The sequence below is a fragment of the Modestobacter sp. VKM Ac-2977 genome (genome assembly GCF_026968045.1).
GTDB lineage: Bacteria > Actinomycetota > Actinomycetes > Mycobacteriales > Geodermatophilaceae > Modestobacter.
In genome coordinates, this window is the sequence record NZ_JAPVBQ010000001.1 from 67,005 (window position 1) to 93,279 (window position 26,275).

Consider the following 26,275-nt stretch of genomic DNA (forward strand, 5'->3'; position numbering starts at 1 on the left):
CCCGTTCCACCGAGGAGAGAACCGATCATGCGCACGAAGAACCCCCTGGCCGCTGCGGCCGCCGTCGCCACCGCCCTGACGCTGAGCGCCTGCGGTGGGGGCTCCGCCGAGCTGTCGGCCGAGGACGAGCCCCTGCAGGTCGGGGCGTCGCCGGTGCCGCACGCGGAGATCCTCCGTTTCGTCGACGACGAGCTGGCCGATGAGGCCGGTCTGGACCTGGAGATCGTCGAGTTCACCGACTACGTCCAGCCCAACGTCGCCCTGGACGACGGCTCGATCGACGCCAACTACTTCCAGACGATCCCCTACCTGGAGGAGCAGGAGGCCAACGCCGGCTACGACTTCACCGCGCTGGAGCCGGTGCACATCGAGCCGCTGGGCATCTACTCCGACACGCTGACCGACCTCGCCGCGCTGCCCGACGGTGCGACGGTGGCGATCCCCAACGACCCGACCAACGCCGGTCGGGCGCTGCGGCTGCTGGCCGCCAACGACCTGATCACGCTGGCCGACACCGGTGACGCGGCGCCCACCGCGCTCGACATCGAGGGCAACCCCAAGAACCTGGAGATCCAGGAGATCGAGGCGGCCCAGCTGCCCCGGTCGCTCGTCGACGTCGACGCCGCGGTGATCAACGGCAACTACGCGATCGACGCCGACCTGTCGCCGGCCGAGGACGCCCTCGCGCTGGAGGAGGCCGAGGGCAACCCCAACGCCAACCTGGTCGTCGTGCGCGCCGGCACCGAGGACGACGAGCGGATCGGCCAGCTGGAGGACCTGCTGCACTCCGACGAGGTGCGCACCTTCATCGAGGAGAACTACGGGGGCGCGGTCATCCCCGCCTTCTGACCCACTTCTCTCCCACCAAAATGGCCATTTTGGTGGGAGAGGAGGGTCAGGGCTCGACGACGACGTCCGGGCCCCGCCGGACCGCCCGGCGGACCCGCAGCCGGAACACCTGGCCGATCCGCTTGACCAGACCGGAGTAGCCCGGCGTGGGCCCGTGGTAGCCGAGGAACCCGCGCGGGCCGGAGACCATCTCGCCGGTGGACAGGTCGTACCGGGCCTGGTGCCACGGGCAGACCAGGCACCCCTCGGCGTCCACGGTCCCCTCGGAGAGGTCGGCGAGCTGGTGCCGGCACCGGCGGGAGACCGCGGCCAGCCGGTCGCCGGTGTTGGCCACCGCCCACTGCCCGGCGGGGCGCACGGCGCCCGGGGGCAGGTCGGCGGCGGGGACGCGGTCGGGCACGGGGCCTCCTGGTCTGGGGCGATCTGTCTCGGGCGGTCTGGTCTCGGTCGGTGGTCAGCCCCCTACCCCGTGCAGCGGCGGGCAGACGTGGCGCGCCGCGCCGGTCGAACTGTCGGTGTGCGGTGGGACGGTCGGCCTCCCGACACGAGGAGGAGCCATGCCCACTCGTACGACACCCTGGCCGGCCGGCACACCGTGCTGGATCGACCTCGGCACCCCCGACCCGGACGCCGCCCGGTCCTTCTACGCAGCCGTCCTCGGCTGGACCTACCGCGACACCGGTCCCGACTCCGGCGGGTACCTGTTCTGTCTGACGGACGGGCACGAGGCGGCCGGGCTCGGCCCGCAGCAGGACCCAGCCGACCCACCCCGCTGGACGACGTACTTCGCCACCGACGACGCCGACGCGACGGCCGCCCGGGTGACGGCGGCCGGTGGCACGGTGCTCGCCCCACCGATGGACGTCGGCCCGGCCGGCCGGATGGCGATCGTCGCCGACCCGCAGGGCAGCCCGTTCGGGCTCTGGCAGGCCGGCGCCACCACCGGCGTGCAGGTGTTCAACGAGCCGGGCGCACTGGCCTGGAACGAGGCGGCCGTCGACGACCCGGCGGCGGCGCAGGAGTTCTACACCGCCGTGTTCGGCTTCACCTGGGAGGAGATCCCGGACGCCGGCGGCTACAGCACCTTCGCCACCGGTGACCGCCCACTGGGCGGGCTGGGGGGCGTGGTCGAGGGGCTGCCCCGCGGCTGGAGCAACGCGTTCTCGGTCGCCGACACCGACGAGGCGGTCCGGGCGGTCGAGACCGGCGGCGGCAAGGTGCTGATGCCGGCCGAGGACACCCCGTACGGCCGGGTGGCCGTCGTCACCGACCCGTGGGGAGCGGCGTTCACGGTCATGCAGGAGCCGGCCGGCTGAGCCCCGACCGACGCTCGGGAACGGTGACCGGCACCTGCCCGGACGACGCGGGCAGGTGCCGGGACCGCGGCTCGCCCGCTGCGAGGACCAGCGGACGGGCGACCAGGGCCGGGGTGGTGCGGCCCTCGGCCACCCCCGACGCGGCGTGATCGGCGACGATGGACCCATGCGTCTCCTCTCCCGGCTGCTCGTCCCCCTGGCCGTCGGTGTGCCCGCCGTGCTCCTGACCGCGGGTCCGGCCCTCGCCGTCGAGCCGTTCCTGCCGACCGAGCAGCTCGTCGACCAGGCCGACGTCCTCGACGCCGGGGAGGAGGCCGCGGTCGAGTCGGCGCTGCAGGCGCTGGAGGCCGAGGACGGCACCCAGCTCTACGTCGTCTACGTCGACTCCTTCGATGGGATCGACGAGGAGATCTGGGTCGACCGCGCCTTCGACCTGGGGCTGGGCGCCAACGACGTGCTGCTCGCCGTCGCCCCCGGTGAGGAGCAGTACGGGTACCAGTCCGGGCCGGGCACCGGCATCGCCAACGAGGCGGAGCTGGACGAACTGGCCGCCGCAGTGGTGCTGCCGGAGCTGCAGGAAGGCGACTGGGCGGCCGCAGCGGTGTCGCTGGCGGAGGCGCTCCAGGTCGACGAGGCCGGCACGGTGGCCGGGGCCGACGGCGGCGGCGACGGCGGTGACGGCGGTGGGGGAGCCCTCGCCGTGCTGGTCGGGATCGCCGTGCTCGGCGGCGGCGGGTACGCGCTGATGAAGAGCCGGCGGCGCAAGAAGCAGCAGGCCGCCACCGCCCGGGCCGCCGAGGAGCGCGCCGCCGCGGAGGCCGCGGCCCGCGACCCGCATCACGGCACCTCCACCGAGCAGCTGACCTTCCGGGCCAGCCAGGAGCTGCTCGACCTCGACGAGGCGGTCAAGACCTCCGAGCTCGACCTCGCCTACGCCCGCTCGCAGTACGGCGAGCAGTCGGTCGCCGGCTTCCAGGAGGCCCTGGACCGGTCCAAGGCCGAGCTGTCCCAGGCGTTCGCCCTGCGCCAGGAGCTGGACGACGAGATCCCGGAGGACGAGCCGACCCAGCGCCGGATGCTCACCCAGCTCCTGCAGCTGACCGCGTCCGCCGACGCACGGCTGGCCGAGCAGGCCGACGCGTACGCGGAGCTGCGTCACCTGCAGGAGTCCGCGCCCGAGGCGCTGGCCGCGCTGACCCCGGCGATCCAGGGGGTCCGGGAGCGGGTCCCGGCGGCCGAGGCGACCCTGCAGGACCTGCAGCAGCGGTATGCCCGGTCGGCCTGGGCGCCGGTCGCCGACAACGTGACCGAGGCGCGCACCCGGACCGACTTCGCCGAGCAGGCGGTGGCCTCCGGGCAGACCGAGCTCGACCAGGGCCGGCCCGCCGGGGCGGTCCCGGCGATCCGCGCGGCGGAGGACGCGCTGGCGCAGAGCCGGACGCTGCTGGACGCGGTGGGCCGGCTGGCCGAGGAGCTGGGCAGCAGCGGCGCGCGCTTCGACGAGGTGCGCGCCGAGACCGAGCGGGACATCGCCGAGGCCCAGGCGATGCTGGCGCGCGGCGTCGACACCCCGGGGCTGCGGGAGCAGCTGGCCCGCGCCGAGAGCGCGCTGGCCGGCAGCACCGCGGAGCTGCAGCCGCGCGACGGCGCCCTGCCCGACCCGCTGGCCGTGGTCCGGCGACTGGACGAGGCCGACCTCGCGCTGGAGGCGGCCCTGGAGCCCGCGCGCGACGTCCGGCAGCAGCAGGAGCGGGCGGCGGCCCACCTCCAGCAGGCCATGCACGCCGCCGATTCCTCGGTCACCGTCGCCGGTGACTTCATCGCCACCCGGCGCGGCGCAGTCGGCAGCCCCGCGCGCACCCGCCTCGCCGAGGCCGAACGGCACCTGGACGAGGCCTCCCGGTCCGCCGCCGACGACCCGATCGCCGCGCTGCGGTCGGCGCAGCGTGCCGACGGCCTGGCCCGGCAGGCGCTGACCGCCGCCCAGCAGGACGTCGAGCAGTACATGGCCGGGGGCCAGGGCGGCCGCCCTGGCTACGGCGCGGGCCCCCGACGGGGGTACGGCGGCGGGGGCTTCGCCGGTGGCGTCGCCGGCGGCGTGGCCGGCGGCATGCTCGGCAGCATCCTGCTCGGTGGGCTCGGCGGGGGCTACGGCGGTGGCTTCGGTGGCGGCGGCGACGGCGGCGGCGACTTCGGTGGCGGCGGTGGCTTCGGTGGTGGTGACTTCGGTGGCGGGGGGAGCTTCGGCGGCGACTTCGGTGGTGGCGGCGACTTCTGACGGCCGGTCACCCGCCGTCCGCCGAGGCGTCGCCCGCGGTCACAACACCATCACGCCTCCACCCACCTGTCCCACCTCGTGGGAAGGGTGTGTTAGTCATGCATCTCCAGAAGGCCTTCGGCGGCCGTCGCGGCGCACCGTTGCGCCCACGGGCCGCCACCCCATGAGATCGAGGTAGCGGATGAACTCCGTGTCCAGGAGTGGCCGGCGTGCGCTGGTCGCCACAGCGGGCATCACGGCGACGGCCCTGGCGCTGTCGGCGTGCGGCGGCGATGACGGGGACGGCGGCGGTTCCGGCGGCGGCGACTCGCTGATCGTCGGCACCACCGACAAGATCACCACGATCGACCCGGCCGGTTCGTACGACAACGGCTCGTTCGCCGTGATGAACCAGGTCTACCCGTTCCTGATGAACACCCCGCTGGGCAGCCCCGACGTCGAGCCGGACATCGCCGAGTCGGCCGAGTTCACCTCGCCCACCGAGTACACGGTGACGCTGAAGGAGGGGCTGACGTTCGCCAACGGCAACGAGCTCACCGCCTCGGACGTCAAGTTCTCCTTCGACCGGATGGTCGCGATCAACGACGAGAACGGCCCGGCGTCGCTGCTCTACAACCTGGACAGCGTCGAGGCCCCGGACGACACCACCGTGGTGTTCAACCTGAAGTCGCCCGACGACCAGGTGTTCCCGCAGATCCTCTCCAGCCCGGCCGGCCCGATCGTCGACGAGGACGTCTTCGCCGCCGACGCGCTGACCACGGACCAGGAGATCGTCGAGGGCAACGCCTTCGCCGGCCCGTACGCGATCACCAACTACGACCAGAACAACCTCGTCTCCTACGAGGCGTTCGACGGCTACCAGGGCCTGCTGGGCGCGCCGGAGACCGAGACGGTCAACGTCCGGTACTACGCCGACTCGTCGAACCTGAAGCTCGACGTCCAGGAGGGCAACGTCGACGTCGCCTTCCGCAGCCTGACGGCGACCGACGTCGAGGACCTGCGCGGCGACGACTCCGTCCAGGTCGTCGACGGCCCGGGCGGGGAGATCCGCTACATCACGTTCAACTTCAACACCCAGCCCTACGGCGCGACGACGCCGGAGGCCGACCCGGCCAAGGCCCTCGCCGTCCGGCAGGCCGCGGCGCACCTGATCGACCGCGAGGAGCTGGCCGAGCAGGTCTACAAGGGCACCTACACACCGCTGTACTCCTTCGTGCCCGAGGGCCTCACCGGCGCCGTCGAGCCGCTGCTGGAGAAGTACGGCGACGGTTCGGGTGGCCCGGACGTCGAGGCGGCCCGGCAGGTGCTGGAGGCGGCCGGCGTGCAGACGCCGGTGGAGCTGAACCTCCAGTACTCCAACGACCACTACGGCCCGTCCTCGGGTGACGAGTACGCGCTGATCAAGGACCAGCTGGAGTCCAGCGGGCTGTTCACGGTCAACCTGCAGACCACCGAGTGGGTGCAGTACTCCGAGGACCGCGTCGCCGACGTCTACCCGGCCTACCAGCTCGGCTGGTTCCCGGACTACTCCGACGCCGACAACTACCTGACGCCGTTCTTCCTGACGGAGAACTTCCTGGCCAACCACTACTCCGACCAGGAGGTGAACGACCTGATCCTGCAGCAGGCCACCACCACCGACCCGGCGGAGCGGCAGGCGCTGATCGAGCAGATCCAGGGCGAGGTCGCCGACGACCTGTCGACGCTGCCCTACCTGCAGGGTGCCCAGGTCGCCGTCACCGGGACCGACGTGCAGGGCGCCGAGGACACCCTCGACCCGTCCTTCAAGTTCCGCTACGGGGCCCTCAGCAAGGGCTGATCGAGCCGGAGCAGACTGCCCCGGGTGACCCGCCGTCCGCGGGTCGCCCGGGGCACCGGCATGTCCGCCGCCACCTCAGGCTGGGAGAGATGACCACCACCACGACCGAACGCACCGGGAGCACGGCCGACCCCGCCGGCACCCCCGACCCCGCGCCGCGGCGCCGGCGGAAGGGCAGCGGGGGGCTGGGCAGCTACCTGCTGGTCCGGTTCCTGCTGATCTTCCCGACGATCTTCATCCTGGTCACGACCGTCTTCTTCCTGATGCGGGCCACCGGTGACCCGATCACCGCTGCGCTCGGCGGGCGACTGCCGGCCGACCAGCTGGCCGAGCGGATCCGGGAGGCCGGCTACGACCGGCCGCTGTTCACCCAGTACCTCGAGTACCTGGGCAACCTGGTGCAGGGCGACTTCGGCACCACCCTCAGCGACCGGCGGCCGGTCCTGGAGGTGCTGACCACCTTCGGCATCGCCACGCTGGAGCTGACGGTCTACGCGCTGATCGTGGCGTTCATCGTCGGCATCCCGCTGGGCATGCTGGCCGCCTACTCCCGGGACCGTTTCCCCGACGCCGTCCTGCGGGTCTTCGCGATCCTCTGCTACGCGACGCCGGTCTTCTTCGCCGGGCTGCTGCTCAAGCTGGTCTTCGCCTCCGGGCTGGGCTGGCTGCCGGTGGCCGGCCGGGCCTCCACCGGCACCGAGATCGAGCTGCAGTTCCTGGAGAACCCGACCGGCTTCTACCTGATCGACGCGTTCCAGACCGGCGACTGGGACGTCATCTCCGACGTCCTGGAGCACGCCGTCCTGCCCGCCATCGCACTCGGCCTGCTGACCGCCGGGATCTTCCTGCGGCTGGTGCGCACCAACGTGATCGGCACGCTGGGCACCGGTTACGTGGAGGCGGCCCGCTCCCGCGGCGTCGCGGAGTCCCGGCTGCTGCGCAAGCACGCCTACCGCCCTGCGCTGATCCCGATCATCACCGTCATGGGCCTGCAGATCGCGATCCTGCTCGTCGGCGCCGTGCTCACCGAGACGACGTTCGAGTGGAAGGGCCTGGGCTTCCAGCTGGCCCAGTACCTGCAGGCCCGCGACTTCGTGGCCGTGCAGGGCATCGTCGTGCTGCTGGCGGTCATCGTGGCCGTCACCAACTTCATCGTCGACATCATCGCCGCGCTCATCGACCCCCGGGTGAGGTACTGACATGGCCACGGCGACCTCCGTGCCTACCCAGGCCGGCCCGGCCGGCGAACCCGACGGGACGCCGGCCCGCCGGCGTCGCTCCTGGCGCCGGCTGCCGATCGTCCACCAGCTCGGGCAGAGCGTCGGCCTGCAGCGCGGCATGCTCGTGGCCGGGCTGGTGTTGATGGGCGTCTTCCTGCTCACTGCGCTGTTCGCGCCGCTGCTCGCGCCCTACGAGTACGGGCAGCTGCGCGACGCCGACGGCCTGTTCGGCGCCCAGCAGCCACCGTCGGGCGACCACCTGCTCGGCACCACCGTGGGCGGGTACGACGTGCTGTCCCGGGTGATCTGGGGCTCCCGGACGGCGCTGTACGTGATCGTCGTCGCCGTCCTGCTGTCCATCGTTGCCGGCGTGCTGCTCGGGCTGGTCTCCGGCTACTTCGGCGGCTGGCTGGACCGGGTCCTCGTCGTCATCGCCGACGCGATCTACGCGTTCCCGGCGCTGCTGCTGGCGATCATCGTGGCGATCGTGATCAGCGGCGGGCAGTCCAGCCTGTGGGGCGGCATCCTGGCCGCGGCCATCTCGATCACGGTGGTCTTCATCCCGCAGTACTTCCGGGTGGTCCGGGCCGAGACGGTGCGGATCAAGTCCGAGGCGTTCGTCGAGTCCGCCCGGGTCATCGGTGCGAGCAACCGCCGGATCATGCTCCGGCACGTGCTGCGCAACGCCACCCGCACGCTGCCGCTGATCCTCACGCTGAACGCGTCCGAGGCGATCCTCACCCTCGCCGGCCTGGGCTTCCTCGGGTTCGGCATCGAGGCCACCGAGGCCGCCGAGTGGGGCTATGACCTGCAGCAGTCGCTGTCCGACGTGACCAGCGGCATCTGGTGGACCTCGCTGTTCCCCGGCCTGGCGATCGTGCTGGTGGTGCTCGGGCTGACGCTGGTCGGCGAGAGCCTCAACGACCTCGCCGACCCCCGGCTGCGCACCCGCCGCCGGGTGGCCGACCAGGAGCCTGCGGAGGAGGGCGAGGTCGCCGCCGTCCCCGGTGGCGCGCTGACCAGGGGGCCGGCGGGCGTCGGTGGCCTGGGGGTCACGGTGGCCGGCGAGCGACCCGGGACGCCGGCCTCGGCCGGTGCCACCGGTGCCGAACCCGCCGAGGGGCAGGTGGCCGGGCCGGACGTGACCGGCCGGGACGGAGGAGGGACCCGCTCATGAGCGTCGTCGACATCAAGGACCTGCAGATCTCCTTCGCCACCGACGCCGGCACCGTCACCGCGGTGCAGGACGTCACCCTCGCCGTCCAGGCCGGTGAGGTGCTGGCCATCGTGGGGGAGAGCGGCAGCGGCAAGACCGTCACCGCGCGCAGCATCCTGGGGCTGCTGCCGGAGACCGCGCGAGTGCGCGGTGCGGTGGTGCTGAGCAGCAAGGACGGCACCGACGAGCACGACGTCGTCCCGCTGTCCGGTGCCAAGCTGCGCGAGGTCCGCGGGCAGGACGCCGCGATGGTGTTCCAGGAGCCCTCGACCTCGCTGAACCCGGTCTACCCGATCGGCTGGCAGATCGCCGAGGGGCTGCGGGCACACGGCCAGTACAGCAAGAAGGAGGCCCGGGTCAAGGCGATCGACGTGCTGCGCCTGGTCGGCATCCCCGACCCCGAGCACCGGGTCGACCACTACCCGCACCAGTTCTCCGGCGGGCAGAAGCAGCGGATCGTCATCGCCCAGGCCCTGGTGCTCGACCCCGGCGTGATCATCGCCGACGAGCCGACGACGGCGCTCGACGTCACGGTGCAGGCGGAGATCCTGGAGCTGCTGCGCCGCTGCCGGGACGACTTCGGCGCCGCCATCGTGCTGATCACGCACAACATGGGCGTGGTCGCCGACCTGGCCGACCGGGTCGCCGTCATGTACCAGGGCCGGATCGTCGAGCAGGCCGACGTGCGGACGCTGTTCAGCGCACCGAAGGACCCCTACACCCAGCAGCTGCTGGCCGCCGTCCCGCGGCTCGGGCAGGGCGTCGAGCGCACCCAGGAGCGGGCCGTCCGGCGGACGGCCGGCTGGGAGCGGTCCGCGCCCGTCGTCGAGGCGACGGACCTGCGGATCGTCTACCCCGGCCGGATGCGCCGCCCGGACTTCGTCGCCGTGGACGGCGTGAGCTTCAGCATCCGGCCGGGTGAGGTGCTCGGTCTGGTCGGCGAGTCCGGCAGCGGGAAGACCACCATCGGGCGGGCGATCGCCGGCCTGACCAAGGTCAGCGACGGCTCGCTCACGGTGCTGGGCACCGAGATGAACGGGATGAAGGAGCGCACGTTCCGGCCGGTGCGCGAGCGGATCGGGTTCGTCTTCCAGGACCCGGCGTCCAGCTTCAACCCGCTGCTCACCATTGCCGACGCCGTGGCCGAGCCGCTCGTGGTGCACAAGCGCGCCAAGGACCCGCGCGCGGCCCGGCCGCGGGTCGACGAGCTGCTGGAGGCGGTGCAGCTGCCGAAGGCGTTCGGCGACCGGTACCCGCACGAGCTCTCCGGTGGGCAGCGGCAGCGGGCCAGCCTGGCCCGGAGCCTGGCGCTGCAGCCGGAACTGCTCATCGCCGACGAGCCGACCTCCGCGCTGGACGTGTCGGTGCAGGCCCGGGTGCTGGAGCTCTTCGACGAGCTGCAGCGGGAGCTCGGGTTCGCCGCGCTGTTCATCAGCCACGACCTGGCCGTCGTCGACCTGCTCGCCGACCGGATCGCGGTGCTCTACCGCGGCCAACTGGTGGAGGAGGGCACGGGAGCCGAGGTGCTGGGCGCGCCGAAGCACCCGTACACGCAGCGGCTGATCGCCTCGCTGCCGGTGCCCGACCCCGACGAGCAGGCCCGCCGCCGCACCCACTGGAACGCCCTCCGCGCCGCGGACAGCTGACCGGAGGGGCCGGAGTCGCGACGCCGGCCCCTCCGTGCGGCGCCCACGAGCACGCAGCTTGCGCCCGGTCGACGGGCAGGTGGCCACCCCGGGAACGGTCTCCGGTCGAGGCCTGATCCCGGGGCCGAGTGGGCACCGGGTCGGGCATGACGGTGCTCGAGCTGCTGGCCGGTCTCGCCCTGCTCACCGCAGGCGGGGAGCTGCTGGTGCGCGGGGGCTCGGCCCTGGGCCGCGCGGCCGGCATCTCCCCGCTGGTCATCGGGCTCACCGTGGTCGCCTTCGCCACCGCCGCACCCGAGCTGGCCGTCTCCCTGGGCGCCGCCCTGACCGGTGTGGCCGGGATCGCGGTCGGCAACGTGGTCGGCAGCAACATCGCCAACGTGCTGCTGGTCGGCGGCATCACCGCGCTCGCCGCGCCGCTGGCCGTGGACCGCAAGCTGCTGCGCGGTGACCTGCCGGCGCTCCTGGGCCTGTCGGTCCTGCTGTTCCTGTTCGCCGTGGACGGCACCGTCGCACTGTGGGAGGGGATGCTCCTGGTGGCCCTGGCGGTGGCGTACCTCAGCTGGAAGGTGGTGGCCGGTCGGCGCGAGGAGGCCCCGGACGCCACCGAGGCCGCACGGCCAGCTCTCCGGCCTCGCACGGTGTTCGCTCCCGTCGGCATGCTGCTGGGCGGGGTCGCCCTGCTGGTGGTCGGCGCCCGGATGCTGGTCGACGCCGCCACCGCGATCGCCTCCGCGCTGGGGCTCTCCGACCTGGTCATCGGGCTCACCGTGGTCGCCGTCGGTACCTCGTTCCCGGAGTTGGTCACCACGGTGGTGGCCGCGGTGCGCGGCCAGCGGGAGATGGCACTGGGCAACATCGTGGGCAGCAACGTGCTCAACATCGGGGTGGTGCTCGGCCTCACCGCCGTCGTCGCTCCGGGGGGCCTCCCGGTCGACGCCTCCGCACTGCGCCTCGACCTGCCGGTGATGATCGCCGTCACGCTCGGGTTCGTGCCGCTGCTGCTCACCGGAGCCAAGCTGGTCCGCTGGGAGGGCGGGCTGCTGCTCGCCTGGTACGCGATCTACCTCGCCGTCCTGGTGCTCCCCGCGGTGGGTTCGGCGGCCGCGCCGGCGTTCACCGCGGTGGCGCAGTGGGGGCTGCTGCCGCTGACCACCGTCGGGCTGGCGGTGCTCACCGTCCGGGAGGTCCGGACACGGCGACGGGCCCACGCCACGCCCTGACCCGGAGGGGCCGAGATCGCGACCTTGGCCCCTGGGGGTTCTCTACCGGACGCGGCCGCGGGGCTTGAGGGGGAGCGGGGGCAGGGCGGGGGCGCCGAGCCGGTGGCCGTCGAAGCCGGGGACGTCGGCGAACCGGTCGCCCTCGGCCCACTGCTCGGCGTACTCGGCGATCTCCTCACCGGAGCGGCCGACGAAGTTCCACCACATCACGATCCGCTCCTCGAACGGCTCGCCGCCCAGCAGCAGGAGCTGGGCGGCGGCCTCCGCGCGCAGCCGCACGGTCCGCCGGCCCGAGCCCAGGTAGAGCATCGCCCCCGGGGTGAGCGGCACGCCCTCGACGTCGGCGGACCCCGAGGCGGTGAGCACCGCGTACTCGAAGTCCGGCTCCAGCGGCAGTTCGACGTCGGCACCGGCGGAGAGCGCCAGGTCCACGCCGACCAGCGGGGTGTGCGCCGTCCCCGGTGAGGTGGCGCCGGCCATCGCGCCCATCAGCACGGTCGCCTGCACCCCGTCGGAGTCGAAGCCCGGCAGTGCGGTGTGGTGCTCGAAGGCCGGGGCGACGTCCCGGACGCCGTCGGGCAGCGCGACCCACAGCTGCGCGCCGTGGAGGTACCGCGGGTGCACCGCCGGCGATTGCTCGGCGTGCGCGATCGCGTGGCCGGCGGTCATCAGCGCCAGCTCCCGCGGCCGGATCAGCACGTCGCTGCCGAGCGAGTCGCGGTGGTGCACCTCGCCGTCCAGCAGCCAGGAGACCGTCTGCAGCCCGGTGTGCGGGTGCGGCAGCACCTGCATCCCCGCGGAGCCGAACACGTCGTCGGGGCCGTAGTGGTCGACGAAGGCCCAGGCGCCGACCAGCCGCCGGCCGAGCGTGGGCAGCAGCCGGCGGACGTGCGTGGCCTCGCCGAGCAGGACCTCCTTGCCCGGCAGCAGGTCCAGCGCCGGCCCGGCCGACGCCTGGGCGCGCCCGCCCAGCTCGTGCGGCGCGGGCCGCGGCTCGAGGTTGCTCATGGCCGCCTTCCTACTCGCTCAGGCCGTGCACGTCACCGTGCGCGACCCGCGCGGCCGGGATGGTGCCGAGCCGGCCGGCGGAGGCGTCGGTCATCGCGTCCAGCACCTCCTGCCGGGTGTTCATCACGAACGGCCCGTACATCGCGATCGGCTCCCGGATCGGCAGCCCGCCGAGGACGACGACGTCCAGGTCCGGCGTGCGGGCCTCGGCGTGCCGGTCGCCGGGCCGGGTCCCGTGCACGGTCACCGTGTCGCCGGGGCCGAGGACGGCGAGCTGCCCGGTGTGCACCGGCGCGGCGTCGATGCCGACCGCGCCGGACCCGGAGAGCACGTAGACCAGCGCGTTGAAGTCCGGCCGCCAGGGCAGGTCCAGCGAGGCACCGGGGGAGACGGTCGCGTGCACCATCGCCATCGGCGTGTAGGTGCTGCCCGGGCCGCGGTGCCCGCCGACGTCGCCGGCGATCACCCGCAGCAGCGCGCCGCCGTCCGGGCTGGTCAGCAGCACCGACTGGCGGGCCCGCAGGTCCTGGTAGCGCGGCTCCACCCACTTCTGCGCCGCGGGCAGGTTCACCCACAGCTGCAGGCCGTGGAACAGCCCGCCGCTGAGCACCAGCGCCTCCGGTGGCCGCTCGATGTGCAGGACGCCGCCGCCGGCGGTCATCCACTGGGTGTCGCCGTCGCTGATCGTGCCGCCGCCACCGTGGCTGTCGGCGTGCTCGAACGTGCCGTCGAGGAGGTAGGTGACGGTCTCGAAGCCGCGGTGCGGGTGCCAGGAGGTGCCCTTGGGCTCACCGGGGGCGTACTCGACCTCGCCCATCTGGTCCATGTGCAGGAACGGATCGAGGGCACGCAGGTCGACGCCGGCGAAGGCGCGCCGGACCGGGAACCCCTCGCCCTCGAAGCCGGACGGCGCAGTCGTCACCGAGCGCACCCGGCGGCGGACCGTGCGGGGCGCGGGCAGGGGGACCCGGGCGAGGGCGGTGGTGTCCTCGACGGTCACGGCGGGCATGGCGGCTCACTTCTGTTGAGGGCTCAACTAGCAGTCACTGTAGGCCGCGGCAGCCGGGCTGTCTCCTCCTCAGCCGACCAGCCGGACGACGCCCGTCCCGCTCGGCCGCAGCGCCGGTTCAGCGTCCGGCGCGCCAGCGCCGGCAGGCCGCGTCGGCCAGCAGCAGGAACGCCTGGGCCTCGGGGGAGTGGCCGGGCCGGTCGAAGTGCGGCGCCGCGCTCGCGCCGGTGACCCGGCCGAGGTCGTCGACCCGCTCGCCCACGGCGGCGACCAGCGACTCCCCGACGCTCCCGTACCGGTGCGGTAGCCAGCCCTCTGCCGCCCCGGTCAGCGCCGCGACGCCGAGCATCGCCGCGACGTTGGTGTCCGCCGGCGTCGCCGGGTCGTCGAGCACGTCGCCGAAGAGCCCGTCGGGACGGCGCAGGGGCAGGACGGCGTCCAGCAGGGCGCGCACCTCACCGGCGACCGCCGTGCCGGCGGCCCCCGGCAGCCAGCGCACCGCCCGGGCCGCGCCGGCGGCGACCCAGCCGTTGCCGGTGCCCCAGGCGCGCGGGTCGGCCAACGCCCCGGCGTCCTCGTCCCAGCGGGCCGCCCACAGGCCGGTGGCCGGGTCGCGCAGCCGGGCGCGGTGACCGGCCAGCTGGGTGACCGCGGCCGCGCCATCGCCCCGGCAGGCCAGGAACGGCACCACCATGTAGACGGAGTCGGCCCAGACCTGGCGGCTGCCCAGCAGGTGGAACAGCGTCCCGTCGGCGGCCCGTGGCGCACCGGAGAGCAGCCAGCCGTGCTGGCGGGTGGCGGCTGCGGCCAGCGCCGGGTCGCCGAGCCGGTGGGCCAGGGAGTCCACGAACTCACCCACCGCCGCGCCGTTCACCGCGCAGGCCGGGTCCAGCTCGGCCAGCCGGCCGTCGGGCAGCTGGCGGGCCACCGCGTCGTCGACCAGCGCACGCAGCGCGGCCGCCGCGCCCGAGTCCTCGAGCACGGCGGCCGTGAGCCCCTGGTCCCACGAGTGGCGCTGCCCCACCAGCAGGCAGGTCAGCACCCGTTCGCGGACGTCGTCGTCCAGCACCGTCAGGTGGAGGTCACACGCCGTCCTTGGCGTTGCGGATGACGTCGGCGTAGGTGCGGGCGCTGTCCTTCGGCGTCCGCACCTGGGTGGCGTAGTCGACGTGCACCAGACCGAAGCGCTGCGCGTAGCCGCGGGCCCACTCGTAGTTGTCCAGCAGCGACCAGGCGAAGTAGCCGCGGACGTCGGCCCCGGCGTCGATCGCCTCGGTCATCGCCGCGAGGTGCCGCAGCAGGTAGTCGACCCGCTCGGGGTCGTGCACCTGACCGTCCGCGGAGACCTCGTCCGGCCAGGCCGAGCCGTTCTCGGTGATGAACAGCGGCAGCCCGGGTGCGATCCCGGAGATCCGGGTGAGCAGCGCGGTGAACGCCTCCGGGGAGATGCCCCAGCCCATCGTGGTGGTCGGGCCCTCGGGCGCCAGGTCCTCCACGCGCTCGGCACCGATGAAGGTCGGGTGCTTGCCACTGGGCTCGCTGAGCCCGCGGACCGTCGACTCGAAGTAGTAGTTCACGCCCAGCCAGTCCAGCGGCGTGGAGATGACCTCCAGGTCGCCGTCCTCGATCGGCAGCGGTGCGCCGGCGTCCGCCAGGTCGGCGACGACGTCGGCCGGGTACTCGCCGGTGGCGATCGGCACCAGGAACATCCGGTTCTGCTGCCCGTCGAGGCGGCGGGCGGCGTCGACGTCGGCGGGGGAGTCGGTGGCCGGCGACATCGGCGTGAAGTTCAGCGTGATGCCCAGGTGGTCGGCACCCTTGTCCCGCATGACCTGGGTGGCCAGGCCGTGCCCGAGCAGCAGGTGGTGCACCGCGCGGGAGGCCTCGACCGGGTCCTGGTGGCCGGGGGCGTGCTGGCCGGCCATGTAGCCCAGCAGCGAGCTGCACATCGGCTCGTTCAGCGTCGACCAGTGCGGCACCCGGTCGCCCAGGGCGTCGTACACGATCCCGGCGTAGTCGGCGAAGCGCAGCGCGGTGTCCCGGTCGGCCCAGCCACCGCGGTCCTGCAGCGCCTGCGGCAGGTCCCAGTGGTACAGCGTCAGCCACGGGGCGATGCCGTTCTCCAGCAGCTCGTCGACCAGCCGGCGGTAGAAGTCCAGGCCACGCTGCTCGATCGCACCGGCGCCGGCCGGGAGCACCCGGGACCAGGAGACGGAGAACCGGTAGGCGTCCAGGCCCAGGTCCTTCATCAGCGCGACGTCCTGGGGGTAGCGGACGTAGTGCTCGACGGCGACGTCGCCGGTGTCGCCCTGGAAGGTCTTGCCGGGGGTGTGGCTGAAGGTGTCCCAGATCGACGGCCCGCGGCCGTCGACGTCGACCGCGCCCTCGATCTGGTAGGCCGCGGTGGCGGCGCCGAAGACGAAGCCCGGCGGGAAGGTCAACCCGGCAGCGGTCTGCGGGCGCACGTCGGTGGAGGTCATGACAGGAGTGCTCCTTGCGAGGGCGTGTTGGGACCGCACGGCGAGGTCAGCCGTGCGGAGGTGGGAGGGAGCGGCCCCCCTGCAGGGGCGGGGGCAGGGGGGCCCTTTCTCAGTCGACCCGCTGCTGGGTCTGGGCGTCGAACACGTGCAGGGCGCCGTGGTCCGTGCCCAGCCAGAGCTGCTGCCCGGAGGCGACCGGGGTGCGGGGCTCGGTGCGCACCACGAGGTCCGCGGAGTGCAGGACGTCGTCGGGGGCGTCGGCGAGCGAGGTGTAGAGGAAGGCGTCCGAGCCCAGCTGCTCCACCACGTTGACCCGGACCGGCAGGCCCTCACCGGGGCCGGTCAGGCGCACGGCCTCGGGGCGGAACCCGACGGTCACCTTCCCGTTGCTCGCCGCGGCGCGGGTCAGCTGGTCACGGGGGACCGGCAGCACCGCGCTGCCGACCTGCACGCCGCCGTCCACCGCGTCGCCGGTGACCAGGTTCATCGCCGGGGAGCCGATGAAGCCGGCGACGAAGACGTTGGCCGGCCGGTCGTAGAGGACGCCGGGGGTGTCGCACTGCTGCAGGACGCCGTCCTTGAGCACCGCGACCCGGTCGCCCATCGTCATCGCCTCGACCTGGTCGTGGGTGACGTAGACGGTCGTGGTGCCCAACCGGCGCTGCAGGGCCGCGATCTGGGTGCGGGTCTGCACGCGCAGCTTGGCGTCCAGGTTGGACAGCGGCTCGTCCATCAGGAAGACCTGCGGGTTGCGCACGATCGCCCGGCCCATGGCCACGCGCTGGCGCTGGCCGCCGGAGAGGGCCTTGGGCCGGCGGGACAGGTAGTCCGACAGGTCCAGGATCTTGGCCGCCTCGCGGACCCGCGTGGCGCGCTCGTCCTTGGAGATGCCGGCGAGCTTGAGCGCGAAGCCCATGTTCTCCTCCACCGTCATGTGCGGGTAGAGGGCGTAGTTCTGGAACACCATGGCGATGTCCCGCTCCTTGGGCGGGGAGTCGGTGACGTCCCGGTCGCCGATCACGATCGACCCGGAGTCGACCTCCTCCAGCCCGGCGAGCATCCGCAGCGACGTGGACTTGCCGCACCCGGAGGGCCCGACCAGGACGAGGAACTCGCCGTCGGCGATCTGCAGGTCCAGGGAGTCGACCGCGGGCCGCTCGGACTTGGGGTAGATCCGGCTGGCCTGCTGGAAGGACACGGTGGCCATGGTCAGGCACCTCTCGGGGGGAGGGAGGGGGAGGACGGGGTCGCGCAGTGGGTCATCCCTTCACCGCGCCCTGCATGATGCCGCCGACGATCTGCTTGCCCAGGATCGTGAAGACGATCAGGACGGGCAGGGTGCCCAGCAGCGTGCCGGCCATGATCACCGAGCGCTGGGGCACGTAACCCGAGCCCAGTCCGGCCAGCGCCACCTGGACCGTCGGGTTGGCGGTGGTCAGCGCGATGAGCGGCCAGAAGAACTCGTTCCAGGCGGTGAGGAACGTGAGCATCGCCAGCACGGCCATCGCCGGCCGGGCGACCGGGACGACGATCGACCAGAAGATCCGGAAGGTCGAGGCGCCGTCGACCCGGCCGGCCTCCAGGAGTTCGTTGGGCAGCGCGGAGATCAGGTACTGCCGCATGAAGAAGACGCCGAAGGCGCTGACCAGCGTGGGCAGGATGACCGCCTGCAGCTGGTTCACCCACTGCAGCTCGGCGATCATCATGAACAGCGGGATCACCGCCAGCTGGGTCGGCACCATCATCGTGCCGATCACCAGCGAGAGCAGCAGGCCCTTGCCGCGGAACTGCAGCTTGGCGAAGGCGAACCCGGCCAGGGTGCAGAAGAGCACGGTGCCGACGGTGATGCTGCCGGAGACCAGGACCGAGTTGATGATCGCCTTGCCGATCGGCGCCTGGTCCAGGGCCGCCCTGAAGTTGTCGAACAGGCTGGCGTTGGGCAGGAACGGCGGCGGGGTCGCGGCGATCTCGGCGTTGGTGTGCGAACCCGCGACGAGGGTCCAGTAGAGCGGGAAGATCGAGACCAGTGCCACCAGGGTCAGCAGCGTGTAGGTCACCGGGCCGGGCTTGCCGGCCTTGCTGCCGCCGCGGTGGCCGCGGCGGCGGGTCGCCGGCGCAGCGGGCGGGGTGTCCCGGCCGGTGTCGGTGGCGGGGATCGCGAGGGTCGCCATGCCGGTCTCCTACCGGTCGGCCCGGGCGCGGAGGCGGCCGATGACGGCGTTGACCCCCACGATCACCAGGATGATCATGAACATGGCCCAGGCGGTGGTGGCGGCCTGGCCGATGTGGAAGTTGCTCCAGCCCTGCTGGTACATCAGCAGGCCGAGCGTCTGGTACTGCCCGGAAGAGCCACCGGAGGTGGTGCCGTTGCCGGCGAACAGCAGCGGCTCACCGAACAGCTGGACCGCGCCGATGGTCGACACGACGATGGTGAACAGGATCGTCGGGCGGAGCGACGGGATCGTCACGTGCAGGAACTGCTTCCACTTGCTCGCGCCGTCGATCTCCGCGGCCTCGTAGAGCTCGCCGGGGATCGACTGCATCGCGGCCAGGTAGATCAGCGCGTTGTAGCCGGTCCAGCGCCAGGTGACGATCACCGCGATGGCGACCTGGCTGCTGACCGTCCCGGCCTCCCAGTCGATCGCCTGGAGGCCGACGGCCTCCAGCATGGTGTTGATCAGGCCGTATTCGCGGCCGAACAGTTGGGAGAAGACGAGCGTCGCCGCGGCGATGGACGTCGCGTAGGGCATCAGCATCACGGTGCGGAAGAAGGTGCGGCCGCGGAGCTTGTAGTTCAGCAGGTGGGCCAGCCCCAGGGCCATGCACAGCTGCGGCACCGTGGCGAGGATCCCGATGGTGAGGGTGTTGCGGGCGGCGTTCCAGAAGAACTCGCTCTGCAGCAGGTTGCGGTAGTTGTCCAGACCGACCCAGGTGCCGCCGTTGATGTTCGACAGGCTGGTCTCGTGCAGTGAGACCCAGGCGGTGTACATGAACGGGTAGAGGCTGAACGCCGCGAACACCAGGAAGAAGGGTGCGACGTAGGCGTAGCCCCAGCGGTTGCGGGTCAGCTGCCGGCGCTTGCGCGGGCGGGCGGGGGAGGTGGCGGCCGGGGCCGGTGGTGGTGCGGCGATCGCCGCCTCGCGGACGGTGCCACTGGCGATGGTCATGCAGGGTCCTCGACGGGTGGGTGCGCGGATCGGGCCGGAAGGGTCCCGGGGGCTCGAGCGGGCCGGGACGGCGGGCCGGGGCAGGTGCCCGGGGGCGTTCGACGCCCCCGGGCACCGCGTTCCGGTCGGCAGCTGCTGGAGCTGGGGTCAGCCGCCGGTGGCCTGGCGAGCCGCCTGCAGGGCGTTCTCCCAGCCCTCCTCGGGATCCGCACCGCCGGAGGCGATGTCGGTCAGCGCCGTGGTGAACGCCTCCTGGATCTGGGTGTCGTACGGGCCGATCGGGGTGCGCTGGATGTTCGCTGCCGCCTCACCGAAGATCTCGCCGGTCGGGGCGTTGCCGAAGTACTCGTTGGTCGCCCCGACGACCTCGGGGTCCTCCGCGGCCTGCGGGCTGGAGGGGAAGTGCGCCGCGCGGGTGAACATCTTCACCTGCTGCTCCGGTGCGGTCAGCCACTCGACGAGGTCCTTGGCCGCCTCGACGTTCGGGCCGTCGGCCGGGACGCCGAGGAAGGAGCCGCCCCAGTTGCTGGCGCTCTCGTCGCTGCCGGGCAGCGGGGCGATGTCCCAGAGGCCGGCACCGGCCTCACCCATCTGGGAGTTGATGTAGCCGAGCATCCACGCCGGGCAGGCGATCGTGGCGAACGCACCGTTGGAGAAGGCGGCGTTCCACTCGTCACCGAACTGGCTGAGGTTGGCGGTCAGCCCCTCGTCGGCGGCCTGGCTCGCGTAGTCCCACGCCTGCTGCACGCCGTCGCTCTCGGCCGGGATCGGGTTGCCCTCCTCGTCGTTGTAGGCCAGGTCGCCCTGGTACACCGAGGAGGAGAAGATGCTCGCCGGGCTGTCGACGAACGCGCTGTCGGCGGGCTTGGTCGGCGAGGCCATGTACTGCTCCGCGACCTCGAGGTAGGCCTCCCAGGTCGGCCAGAGCTCCGCGACCTCGGCCCGGTCGGTGGGCAGGCCGGCCTGCTCGAAGAGGTCCTTGCGGTAGCACATGGCCTGCGGGCCGGTGTCGGTGCCGAGGGCGATCGTCTCGCCGTCGGCGGTGGAGGCCTGGCCCCACTTCCAGTCGTAGAAGTTGCCCTCCAGCTCGTCGGCGTTCTCCTCGGCGGCGAAGTCGACGAAGGCGTCGGCGTGGTTGCGCACGACGTCGGCGATGAAGCCGATCTCCATGGCCTGGACGTCGTCGAGGCCGGAGTTCGCGGCCAGCCGGGTCTGCAGCGACTTGTAGTAGGCCGCGGACTGGGCGACGTTGTTCTGCTCGATCGTGACGTTCGGGTGGAGCTCCATGTACTCGTCGTAGAGCCCCGCGTTGTCCAGGTCCATGGTGCCGAACGTGCCGACGGTCAGGGTGACCGGGGCGTCCGGGTCGTAGTCGGCGGCGTCGGCGCTCGCATCGTCCGAACCGCCACAGCCGGCGGTCAGCAGGACCGCGGCCAGTGCCGCTCCCCACGCCGCCCTGCTCTTCGAGGAATGGAACATCTGACCTCCTGGGTGGTCCCGGGACGTGTGCTCCACTGCATCGTCCACCGGGGGCGTGAGAACGCTCTCACGGCCGTGGCGCACAGAGTGGTCTGGGCCACAACCGGCTGTCAAGTAACAGGTGGATAACGCCGGGGGACTGTTGGAGAGCGCTCTCACGGTGCACCATGAGCACACCGGCTCGAGCACTGGAGACACATGACCGACACGACCCCGCGCGCCGCGGTGCCGACGCTGGACGAGGTCGCCGTGCTCGCCGGCGTGTCCCGCGCCACGGTGTCCCGGGTCGTCAACGACTCACCGCGGGTGAGCCCGGAGGCCCGGGAGGCGGTGCGGTCGGCGATCGCCGAACTGCGCTACGTGCCGAACCGGATGGCCCGGAGCCTGGTCACCCGGCGCACCGACACCATCGCGCTGGTGCTCAACGAGCCCAACACCCAGGTCTTCTCCGACCCGTTCTTCGCCAGCATCGTGCGGGGTGTGTCCGCGACCCTCGCCGACACCGACCTGAACCTGGTGCTCCTGACCGCCCAGGACGAACGCGAGCAGCAGAAGATCGGCCGGTACGCCCGCCTGGGCCATGTCGACGGCGTCATCCTGATGTCGGTGCACAGCGACGACCCGCTGCCCGACATCCTCGCCGAGGCCGGGGTGCCCCTGGTGATGTGCGGGCGGCCGTTCGACGACCGGGCGGTGGCCTTCGTCGACGCCGACAACCGCGGCGGTGCCGAGGTCGCCACGGCGCACCTGATCGCCACCGGGCACCGCCGGATCGCCACCATCACCGGGCCGCTGGACATGATCGCCGGGGTCGACCGGCTCGCCGGCCACCGGGCGGCGCTGGCCGCGGCCGGGCTGCGGACCTTCCCCGAGCTGGAGGCGGAGGGCGACTTCACCGAGGCCGGTGGCGCCCGGGCGATGGAGTCGCTGCTGGGTCGCGACCCCGAGCTGGACGCGGTCTTCGTGGCCTCGGACCCGATGGCGGTGGGGGCGCTGAGTGCGCTGCGCCGCGCCGGGCGGCGGGTGCCGGACGACGTCGCCGTGGTCGGCTTCGACGACGCCGCCGTCGCCACCCGGTGCGACCCGCCGCTGACCACGATCGCCCAGCCGCTGGCCGACATGACCCCGCTGCTCACCGAACTGCTGCTGCGCCAGATCGAGGGCGTGGGGGAGGCGGTGGAGTCCCGGGTGTGCCGCACCTCGCTCGTCCGGCGCGCCTCGGCGTAACAGCCCGCGCCGCCCACCGGTGGAGGTCGCGGTCGGGTGCCGTCGAAACGCGCGGGACACAGGCCCTGTCTAGGTTCGTCGCATGGCGGACCTCTTCGACGGCTACCCGCTCGGGCAGCAGTGGGACGAGATGTTCGCGGCCCCCGGCCAGCCCCGCGCCCCCTACACCGGCCTGTTCAGCTCGCTGCAGCCGATGTCGGGGGAGGAGCTGGCCGCGCGGGCCGACGTCCTCTCGCAGACCTACCGCGACGCCGGGGTGACCTTCGCGCACGCCGGCGAGGAGCAGCCCTTCCCGCTGGACATCGTGCCCCGGGTGATCGGCCACCAGGAGTGGTCGGTGATCGAGCGCGGGGTGGCCCAGCGGGTGTGGGCCCTGGAGGCGTTCCTGGCCGACGTCTACGGCGCCGGCGAGGTCTTCGCCGACCGGATCGTGCCGCGCTCCGTGGTGACCACCAGCGCGCACTTCCACCGGGCCGCGCACGGGCTGGTGCCGCCCAACGGCGTCCGGGTGCACGTCAGCGGCATCGACCTGGTGCGCGACGAGGCCGGCGACTTCCGGGTGCTGGAGGACAACCTGCGCTCGCCGTCGGGCGTCAGCTACGTGATCACCAACCGCGCGGCGATGACCTCGGTGCTGCCGGAGCTGTTCGGTGACCACCGGGTGCAGCCGGTCGCGGAGTACCCGGGCCGGCTGCTCGCCGCGCTGAAGGCCTCGGCGCCGGCCGGCGTCAGCGACCCCACGGTCGTGCTGCTCACCCCCGGCGTCTACAACTCCGCCTACTTCGAGCACGCGTTGCTGGCCCGGCAGATGGGCGTGGAGCTGGTGGAGGGCCGGGACCTGGTGTGCTCCGGCGGCCAGGTCAGCATGCGGACGACGGACGGCCAGCAGCGGGTCGACGTCATCTACCGCCGGATCGACGACGAGTTCCTCGACCCGGTGCACTTCCGCTCCGACTCGGTGATCGGCTGCGCCGGCGTGCTCAACGCCGCCCGCGCCGGCCGGGTGACCATCGCCAACGCGGTGGGCAACGGCGTCGCCGACGACAAGCTGCTCTACACCTGGGTGCCCGACCTCATCCGGTACTACCTGGGCGAGGAGCCCGTGCTCGCCAACGCCGAGACCCACCGGCTCGACGAGCCCGACACCGTCGAGTGGGTGCTGGCCTCGCTCGACCAGCTGGTGCTCAAGCCGGTCGACGGCTCGGGTGGCAAGGGCATCGTGATCGGGCCGCGGGCGGACGAGCGGACGCTGGAGGAGCTCGCGGTCAAGGTGCGCAGCAGCCCGCGGGACTGGATCGCGCAGGCGCCGATCGGCCTCTCGACGTCCCCGACGCTGATCAACGGCCGGATCGCCCCGCGACACGTCGACCTGCGGCCGTTCGCGGTCAACGACGGCACCGACGTCTGGGTGCTGCCCGGTGGGCTGACCCGGGTGGCGCTGCCGGAGGGGGAGCTGGTGGTCAACTCCAGTCAGGGCGGCGGCTCGAAGGACACCTGGGTGATCAGCGCACCGCGGCCGGCGGTCGAGCCGGCCCCCGAGCACGACGTGACCCGGATCGAGTTCACCACCGAGGACCTGTCGGTCGAGCCCCCGGCCCAGGACCCGGGCCCACCCAACGACAACGCCCTCGCCCAGTCCCAGCAACAGCAACAAGCCACCACCACCAGAATGGCCATCTTGGCGGAACGGGACGGCGGGGGACGGGGGAGTGCGCCGTGCTGAGCCGGATCGCGGAGTCGCTGTTCTGGATCGGGCGCTACGTCGAGCGCGCCGACGACACCGCCCGGATCCTCGACGTGCACACCCAGCGGCTGGTCGAGGACCCGTGGATCGACGAGCAGCGGGCCTGCGCGAACCTGCTCGCGCTGATGGGCGCGCCCTGCCCGCCCGAGGAGGCCGACACCGAGCGGGTGCTGGCCACCCTGGCCTTCGACCGGGCCAGTCCGAGCTCGATCACCGGTGCCCTGTCGGCTGCCCGGGAGAACGCGCGCGGCGCGCGTGAGGTGCTGTCGGCGGAGATCTGGGAGTCGCTCAACGTCACCCACAACGCGTTGCCGCAGCAGCGCACGATGGCCCGCCGGTACGGCCCGCACTCGCTGTTCCGGTTCGTCCGGGAGCGCTCGGCGATGGTCTTCGGCCTGGCCGACGCCACGATGAGCCGCGACGAGGGCTGGCTGTTCCTGGTCCTGGGGCGGTCGCTGGAGCGGGTCGACATGACCGCCCGGATGCTGTCCACCCGGGTGCTGGCCGGTGACGCCGCGCCGTCCTGGACGCTGGTGCTGCGCTCGACCGGCGCCTACGAGCCCTACCTGCGCACCTACCGCGGCGCGGTCAACTCCAGCCGGGCCGCGGAGTTCCTGCTGCTGGACCGGCTGTTCCCGCGCTCGGTGTTCGCCTCGCTGGAGCGGGCGGAGGGGTGCCTGGCCGAGCTGGAGCGGGCCAACGTGCGCGAGGGCCACCGGATCGGCGTGGCCGGCGAGGCGCACCGGATCGTCGGCCGGGCCCGGACGATGCTGGAGTTCATGCAGACCGACGAGATCCTGGCGCGGCTGCCGGCCCGGCTGGACGAGCTGCAGCGCACCTGCTCGGCCGCCAGCGAGGCGGTCACCAACCGGTTCTTCACCGAGCAGGCACCCCAGGTCTGGGTGCCGGAAGGCGCGGGGTGAGCGCGGTGCCGCAGTCCCAGTCCCAGTCGCAGGTCCAGTCCGGCCCGGTGCGGGTGCCCAGCGACCGCTGGCGCTTGCAGGTCGTGCACCGCAGCGCGTTCCGCTACGGCGGGCCGGTCCGCTCCTCCTACAACGAGGCCCGGATGACCCCGGAGAACAGCAGCCGGCAGACCACGCTGCGCTCCCGGGTGGAGATCGAGCCGACCGCCACGGTGCACGCCTACCGCGACTACTGGGGGTCCACTGTCACCGCCTTCGACACCCACGGCCCGCACACCGAGCTCGTCGTGCAGGCCACCTCGGAGGTCGAGGCCGGCCCGGAGCCGCACGTCCCGGACCCGGTGCACTGGGCCGACCTGGCCGTCGCAGACCTGCAGGACCGGTTCGGGGAGATGCTCCGGCCGACGCCGCTGACCGCGATGGACGACCCGGTGGTCGCCGAGGTGCGGGCCGTCGTCGGGGACGCCGGCCCGCGGGAGGCCGGGCACCTGGTCTGCGGCTTCGTGCACGAGCACATGGCGTACCTGACCGGTTCGACCAACGTGAAGACCAACGCGATGCAGGCGTGGACGCACCGCAAGGGCGTCTGCCAGGACATCTCGCACGTCTCCGTCGGTCTGCTCCGCGCCCTGGGCCTGCCCGCCCGGTACGTCTCCGGGTACCTGCACCCCGAGCCCGCGGCGGGGATCGGGCAGACGGTCACCGGCGAGAGCCACGCCTGGGTGGAGTGGTGGGACGGCGGGTGGTCCGGCTTCGACCCGACGAACTCCGTGGAGATCGGGCCCCGGCACGTGACCCTGGCCCGGGGTCGCGACTACTCCGACGTCCCGCCGCTCAAGGGCATCTTCTCCGGCCCGCGGAGCGAGGGGTCGAGCGTGACCGTGGAGGTCACCCGCCTCGCCTGAGCGGGCGGCGATGAGTTCTGCGGCCGGCGGCGGTCCCTCCTGACAGCGACCACGTCAGAGGAGGCTCCCGTGCAGCAGCTGCTCAGGGTCCACAACGTCATGCTCTCCAGCGACGGTTTCGGTGCGGGGGAGGGCCAGAGCCTGGAGCGGCCGTTCGGGCACGCCGACCCGGCGGTGCTGGGCGCCTGGGCGTTCGCCACCGCGAGCTGGCCCAACCGCACCGAGCCCGGCGGCACCCGCGGCCTGGACGACCACTTCATGCGTGAGTTCGGGCGCAACATCGGCGCCGAGATCATGGGCCGGAACAAGTTCGGGCCCCAGCGCGGACCGTGGCGCGACCACGAGTGGCGGGGCTGGTGGGGGGACGATCCCCCGTTCCACACGCCGGTGTTCGTGCTGACCCACCACGAGCGGCCCTCGTTCTCGCTGTCGGACACGACGTTCCACTTCGTCAGCGGTGCGCCGGCCACGGTCCTCGAGCAGGCGAAGGAGGCGGCCGACGGTCGCGATGTCCGGCTCGGCGGGGGAGCCGCCACCATCCGGCAGTTCCTGGACGCCGACCTGGTCGACACCGTGCACGTGGCAGTGGCACCGGTCGAGCTCGGCGCCGGGTCGCGGCTGTGGACGTCGCCCGACGAGCTGCTCGACCGGTTCCACCACGAGGTCGTCCCCAGCCCGAGCGGGGTGACCCACCACCTGTTCTGGCGGCGCTGACGCCCCGGCCGCCGCGGGCTGGCGGGAGCCGGTCCGGCGGACCTGGGATGCT

General features: G+C 72.9%; 22 protein-coding genes. 13 read left to right on the top strand and 9 right to left on the bottom strand.

Annotation, left to right across the window (positions count from 1 at the left end):
• The first annotated feature begins 27 nt into the window (after positions 1–27).
• Positions 28–849 (top strand): MetQ/NlpA family ABC transporter substrate-binding protein, encoded by an 822-nt coding sequence (locus O2V63_RS00350; RefSeq protein WP_269165595.1) that lies wholly within the window; start codon positions 28–30, stop codon positions 847–849.
• A gap of 46 nt (positions 850–895) precedes the next feature.
• Here the strand turns inward: O2V63_RS00350 and O2V63_RS00355 are convergent, their stop codons facing one another.
• Positions 896–1,249: a Rieske (2Fe-2S) protein gene (locus O2V63_RS00355; protein WP_269165596.1), complete on the bottom strand. Its 354-nt coding sequence runs from the start codon at positions 1,247–1,249 to the stop codon at positions 896–898.
• A gap of 157 nt (positions 1,250–1,406) precedes the next feature.
• Here O2V63_RS00355 and O2V63_RS00360 point away from each other — a divergent pair, with 157 nt between their 5' ends.
• The 7 genes from O2V63_RS00360 to O2V63_RS00390 all read left to right on the top strand — a co-directional run bounded on the left by O2V63_RS00360 (position 1,407) and on the right by O2V63_RS00390 (position 11,567).
• Positions 1,407–2,165: a VOC family protein gene (locus O2V63_RS00360; protein WP_269165597.1), complete on the top strand. Its 759-nt coding sequence runs from the start codon at positions 1,407–1,409 to the stop codon at positions 2,163–2,165.
• A gap of 166 nt (positions 2,166–2,331) precedes the next feature.
• Positions 2,332–4,443 (top strand): TPM domain-containing protein, encoded by a 2,112-nt coding sequence (locus tag O2V63_RS00365; protein WP_269165598.1) that lies wholly within the window; start codon positions 2,332–2,334, stop codon positions 4,441–4,443.
• Positions 4,444–4,624: 181 nt separating this feature from the next.
• Positions 4,625–6,262, top strand: coding sequence for an ABC transporter substrate-binding protein (locus tag O2V63_RS00370; protein ID WP_269165599.1), 1,638 nt, complete (start codon positions 4,625–4,627; stop codon positions 6,260–6,262).
• An 89-nt stretch (positions 6,263–6,351) separates the two neighbouring features.
• The gene (locus O2V63_RS00375) at positions 6,352–7,461 is read left to right on the top strand and encodes an ABC transporter permease (protein WP_269165600.1); all 1,110 of its coding nucleotides are present in this window, start codon (positions 6,352–6,354) and stop codon (positions 7,459–7,461) included.
• A gap of 1 nt (position 7,462) precedes the next feature.
• Positions 7,463–8,659: an ABC transporter permease gene (locus O2V63_RS00380; RefSeq protein ID WP_269165601.1), complete on the top strand. Its 1,197-nt coding sequence runs from the start codon at positions 7,463–7,465 to the stop codon at positions 8,657–8,659.
• Positions 8,656–10,344, top strand: coding sequence for a dipeptide ABC transporter ATP-binding protein (locus O2V63_RS00385; protein WP_269165602.1), 1,689 nt, complete (start codon positions 8,656–8,658; stop codon positions 10,342–10,344). Before O2V63_RS00380 ends, O2V63_RS00385 begins: the two co-directional genes overlap by 4 nt.
• Positions 10,345–10,490: 146 nt before the next feature.
• Complete coding sequence (locus O2V63_RS00390) at positions 10,491–11,567, top strand: calcium/sodium antiporter (protein WP_269165603.1); 1,077 nt, start codon at positions 10,491–10,493, stop codon at positions 11,565–11,567.
• 42 nt (positions 11,568–11,609) lie between these two features.
• Here the strand turns inward: O2V63_RS00390 and O2V63_RS00395 are convergent, their stop codons facing one another.
• The 8 genes from O2V63_RS00395 to O2V63_RS00430 all read right to left on the bottom strand — a co-directional run bounded on the left by O2V63_RS00395 (position 11,610) and on the right by O2V63_RS00430 (position 20,710).
• Positions 11,610–12,575 (bottom strand): pirin family protein, encoded by a 966-nt coding sequence (locus O2V63_RS00395; RefSeq protein WP_269165604.1) that lies wholly within the window; start codon positions 12,573–12,575, stop codon positions 11,610–11,612.
• A 10-nt stretch (positions 12,576–12,585) separates the two neighbouring features.
• Positions 12,586–13,584: a pirin family protein gene (locus O2V63_RS00400; protein ID WP_269165605.1), complete on the bottom strand. Its 999-nt coding sequence runs from the start codon at positions 13,582–13,584 to the stop codon at positions 12,586–12,588.
• A gap of 118 nt (positions 13,585–13,702) precedes the next feature.
• Positions 13,703–14,653 (bottom strand): glycoside hydrolase family 88 protein, encoded by a 951-nt coding sequence (locus tag O2V63_RS00405; RefSeq protein WP_269165606.1) that lies wholly within the window; start codon positions 14,651–14,653, stop codon positions 13,703–13,705.
• 13 nt (positions 14,654–14,666) lie between these two features.
• Positions 14,667–16,064 (bottom strand): GH1 family beta-glucosidase, encoded by a 1,398-nt coding sequence (locus O2V63_RS00410; RefSeq protein WP_269165607.1) that lies wholly within the window; start codon positions 16,062–16,064, stop codon positions 14,667–14,669.
• Between the two features lie 109 nt (positions 16,065–16,173).
• On the bottom strand, positions 16,174–17,271 hold the full coding sequence (locus O2V63_RS00415; protein ID WP_269165608.1) for an ABC transporter ATP-binding protein: 1,098 nt from the start codon (positions 17,269–17,271) through the stop codon (positions 16,174–16,176).
• Between the two features lie 52 nt (positions 17,272–17,323).
• Positions 17,324–18,235 (bottom strand): carbohydrate ABC transporter permease, encoded by a 912-nt coding sequence (locus O2V63_RS00420; protein WP_269165609.1) that lies wholly within the window; start codon positions 18,233–18,235, stop codon positions 17,324–17,326.
• A gap of 9 nt (positions 18,236–18,244) precedes the next feature.
• Complete coding sequence (locus tag O2V63_RS00425) at positions 18,245–19,231, bottom strand: carbohydrate ABC transporter permease (protein ID WP_269165610.1); 987 nt, start codon at positions 19,229–19,231, stop codon at positions 18,245–18,247.
• Between the two features lie 147 nt (positions 19,232–19,378).
• A complete protein-coding gene (locus O2V63_RS00430; protein WP_269165611.1) occupies positions 19,379–20,710 on the bottom strand; it encodes an ABC transporter substrate-binding protein in 1,332 nt (443 codons plus the stop codon).
• 198 nt (positions 20,711–20,908) lie between these two features.
• Here O2V63_RS00430 and O2V63_RS00435 point away from each other — a divergent pair, with 198 nt between their 5' ends.
• The 5 genes from O2V63_RS00435 (at position 20,909) to O2V63_RS00455 (ending at position 26,223) form a co-directional block, all read left to right on the top strand.
• The gene (locus O2V63_RS00435; RefSeq protein WP_269165612.1) at positions 20,909–21,937 is read left to right on the top strand and encodes a LacI family DNA-binding transcriptional regulator; all 1,029 of its coding nucleotides are present in this window, start codon (positions 20,909–20,911) and stop codon (positions 21,935–21,937) included.
• Positions 21,938–22,019: 82 nt separating this feature from the next.
• Positions 22,020–23,660, top strand: coding sequence for a circularly permuted type 2 ATP-grasp protein (locus O2V63_RS00440; protein WP_269165613.1), 1,641 nt, complete (start codon positions 22,020–22,022; stop codon positions 23,658–23,660).
• Complete coding sequence (locus tag O2V63_RS00445) at positions 23,654–24,604, top strand: alpha-E domain-containing protein (protein WP_269165614.1); 951 nt, start codon at positions 23,654–23,656, stop codon at positions 24,602–24,604. The genes O2V63_RS00440 and O2V63_RS00445 overlap by 7 nt, the downstream gene beginning before the upstream one ends.
• Positions 24,605–24,609: 5 nt before the next feature.
• Positions 24,610–25,509, top strand: coding sequence for a transglutaminase family protein (locus O2V63_RS00450; RefSeq protein ID WP_269165615.1), 900 nt, complete (start codon positions 24,610–24,612; stop codon positions 25,507–25,509).
• A gap of 69 nt (positions 25,510–25,578) precedes the next feature.
• Positions 25,579–26,223 (top strand): dihydrofolate reductase family protein, encoded by a 645-nt coding sequence (locus tag O2V63_RS00455; protein ID WP_269165616.1) that lies wholly within the window; start codon positions 25,579–25,581, stop codon positions 26,221–26,223.
• Positions 26,224–26,275: the final 52 nt, after the last annotated feature.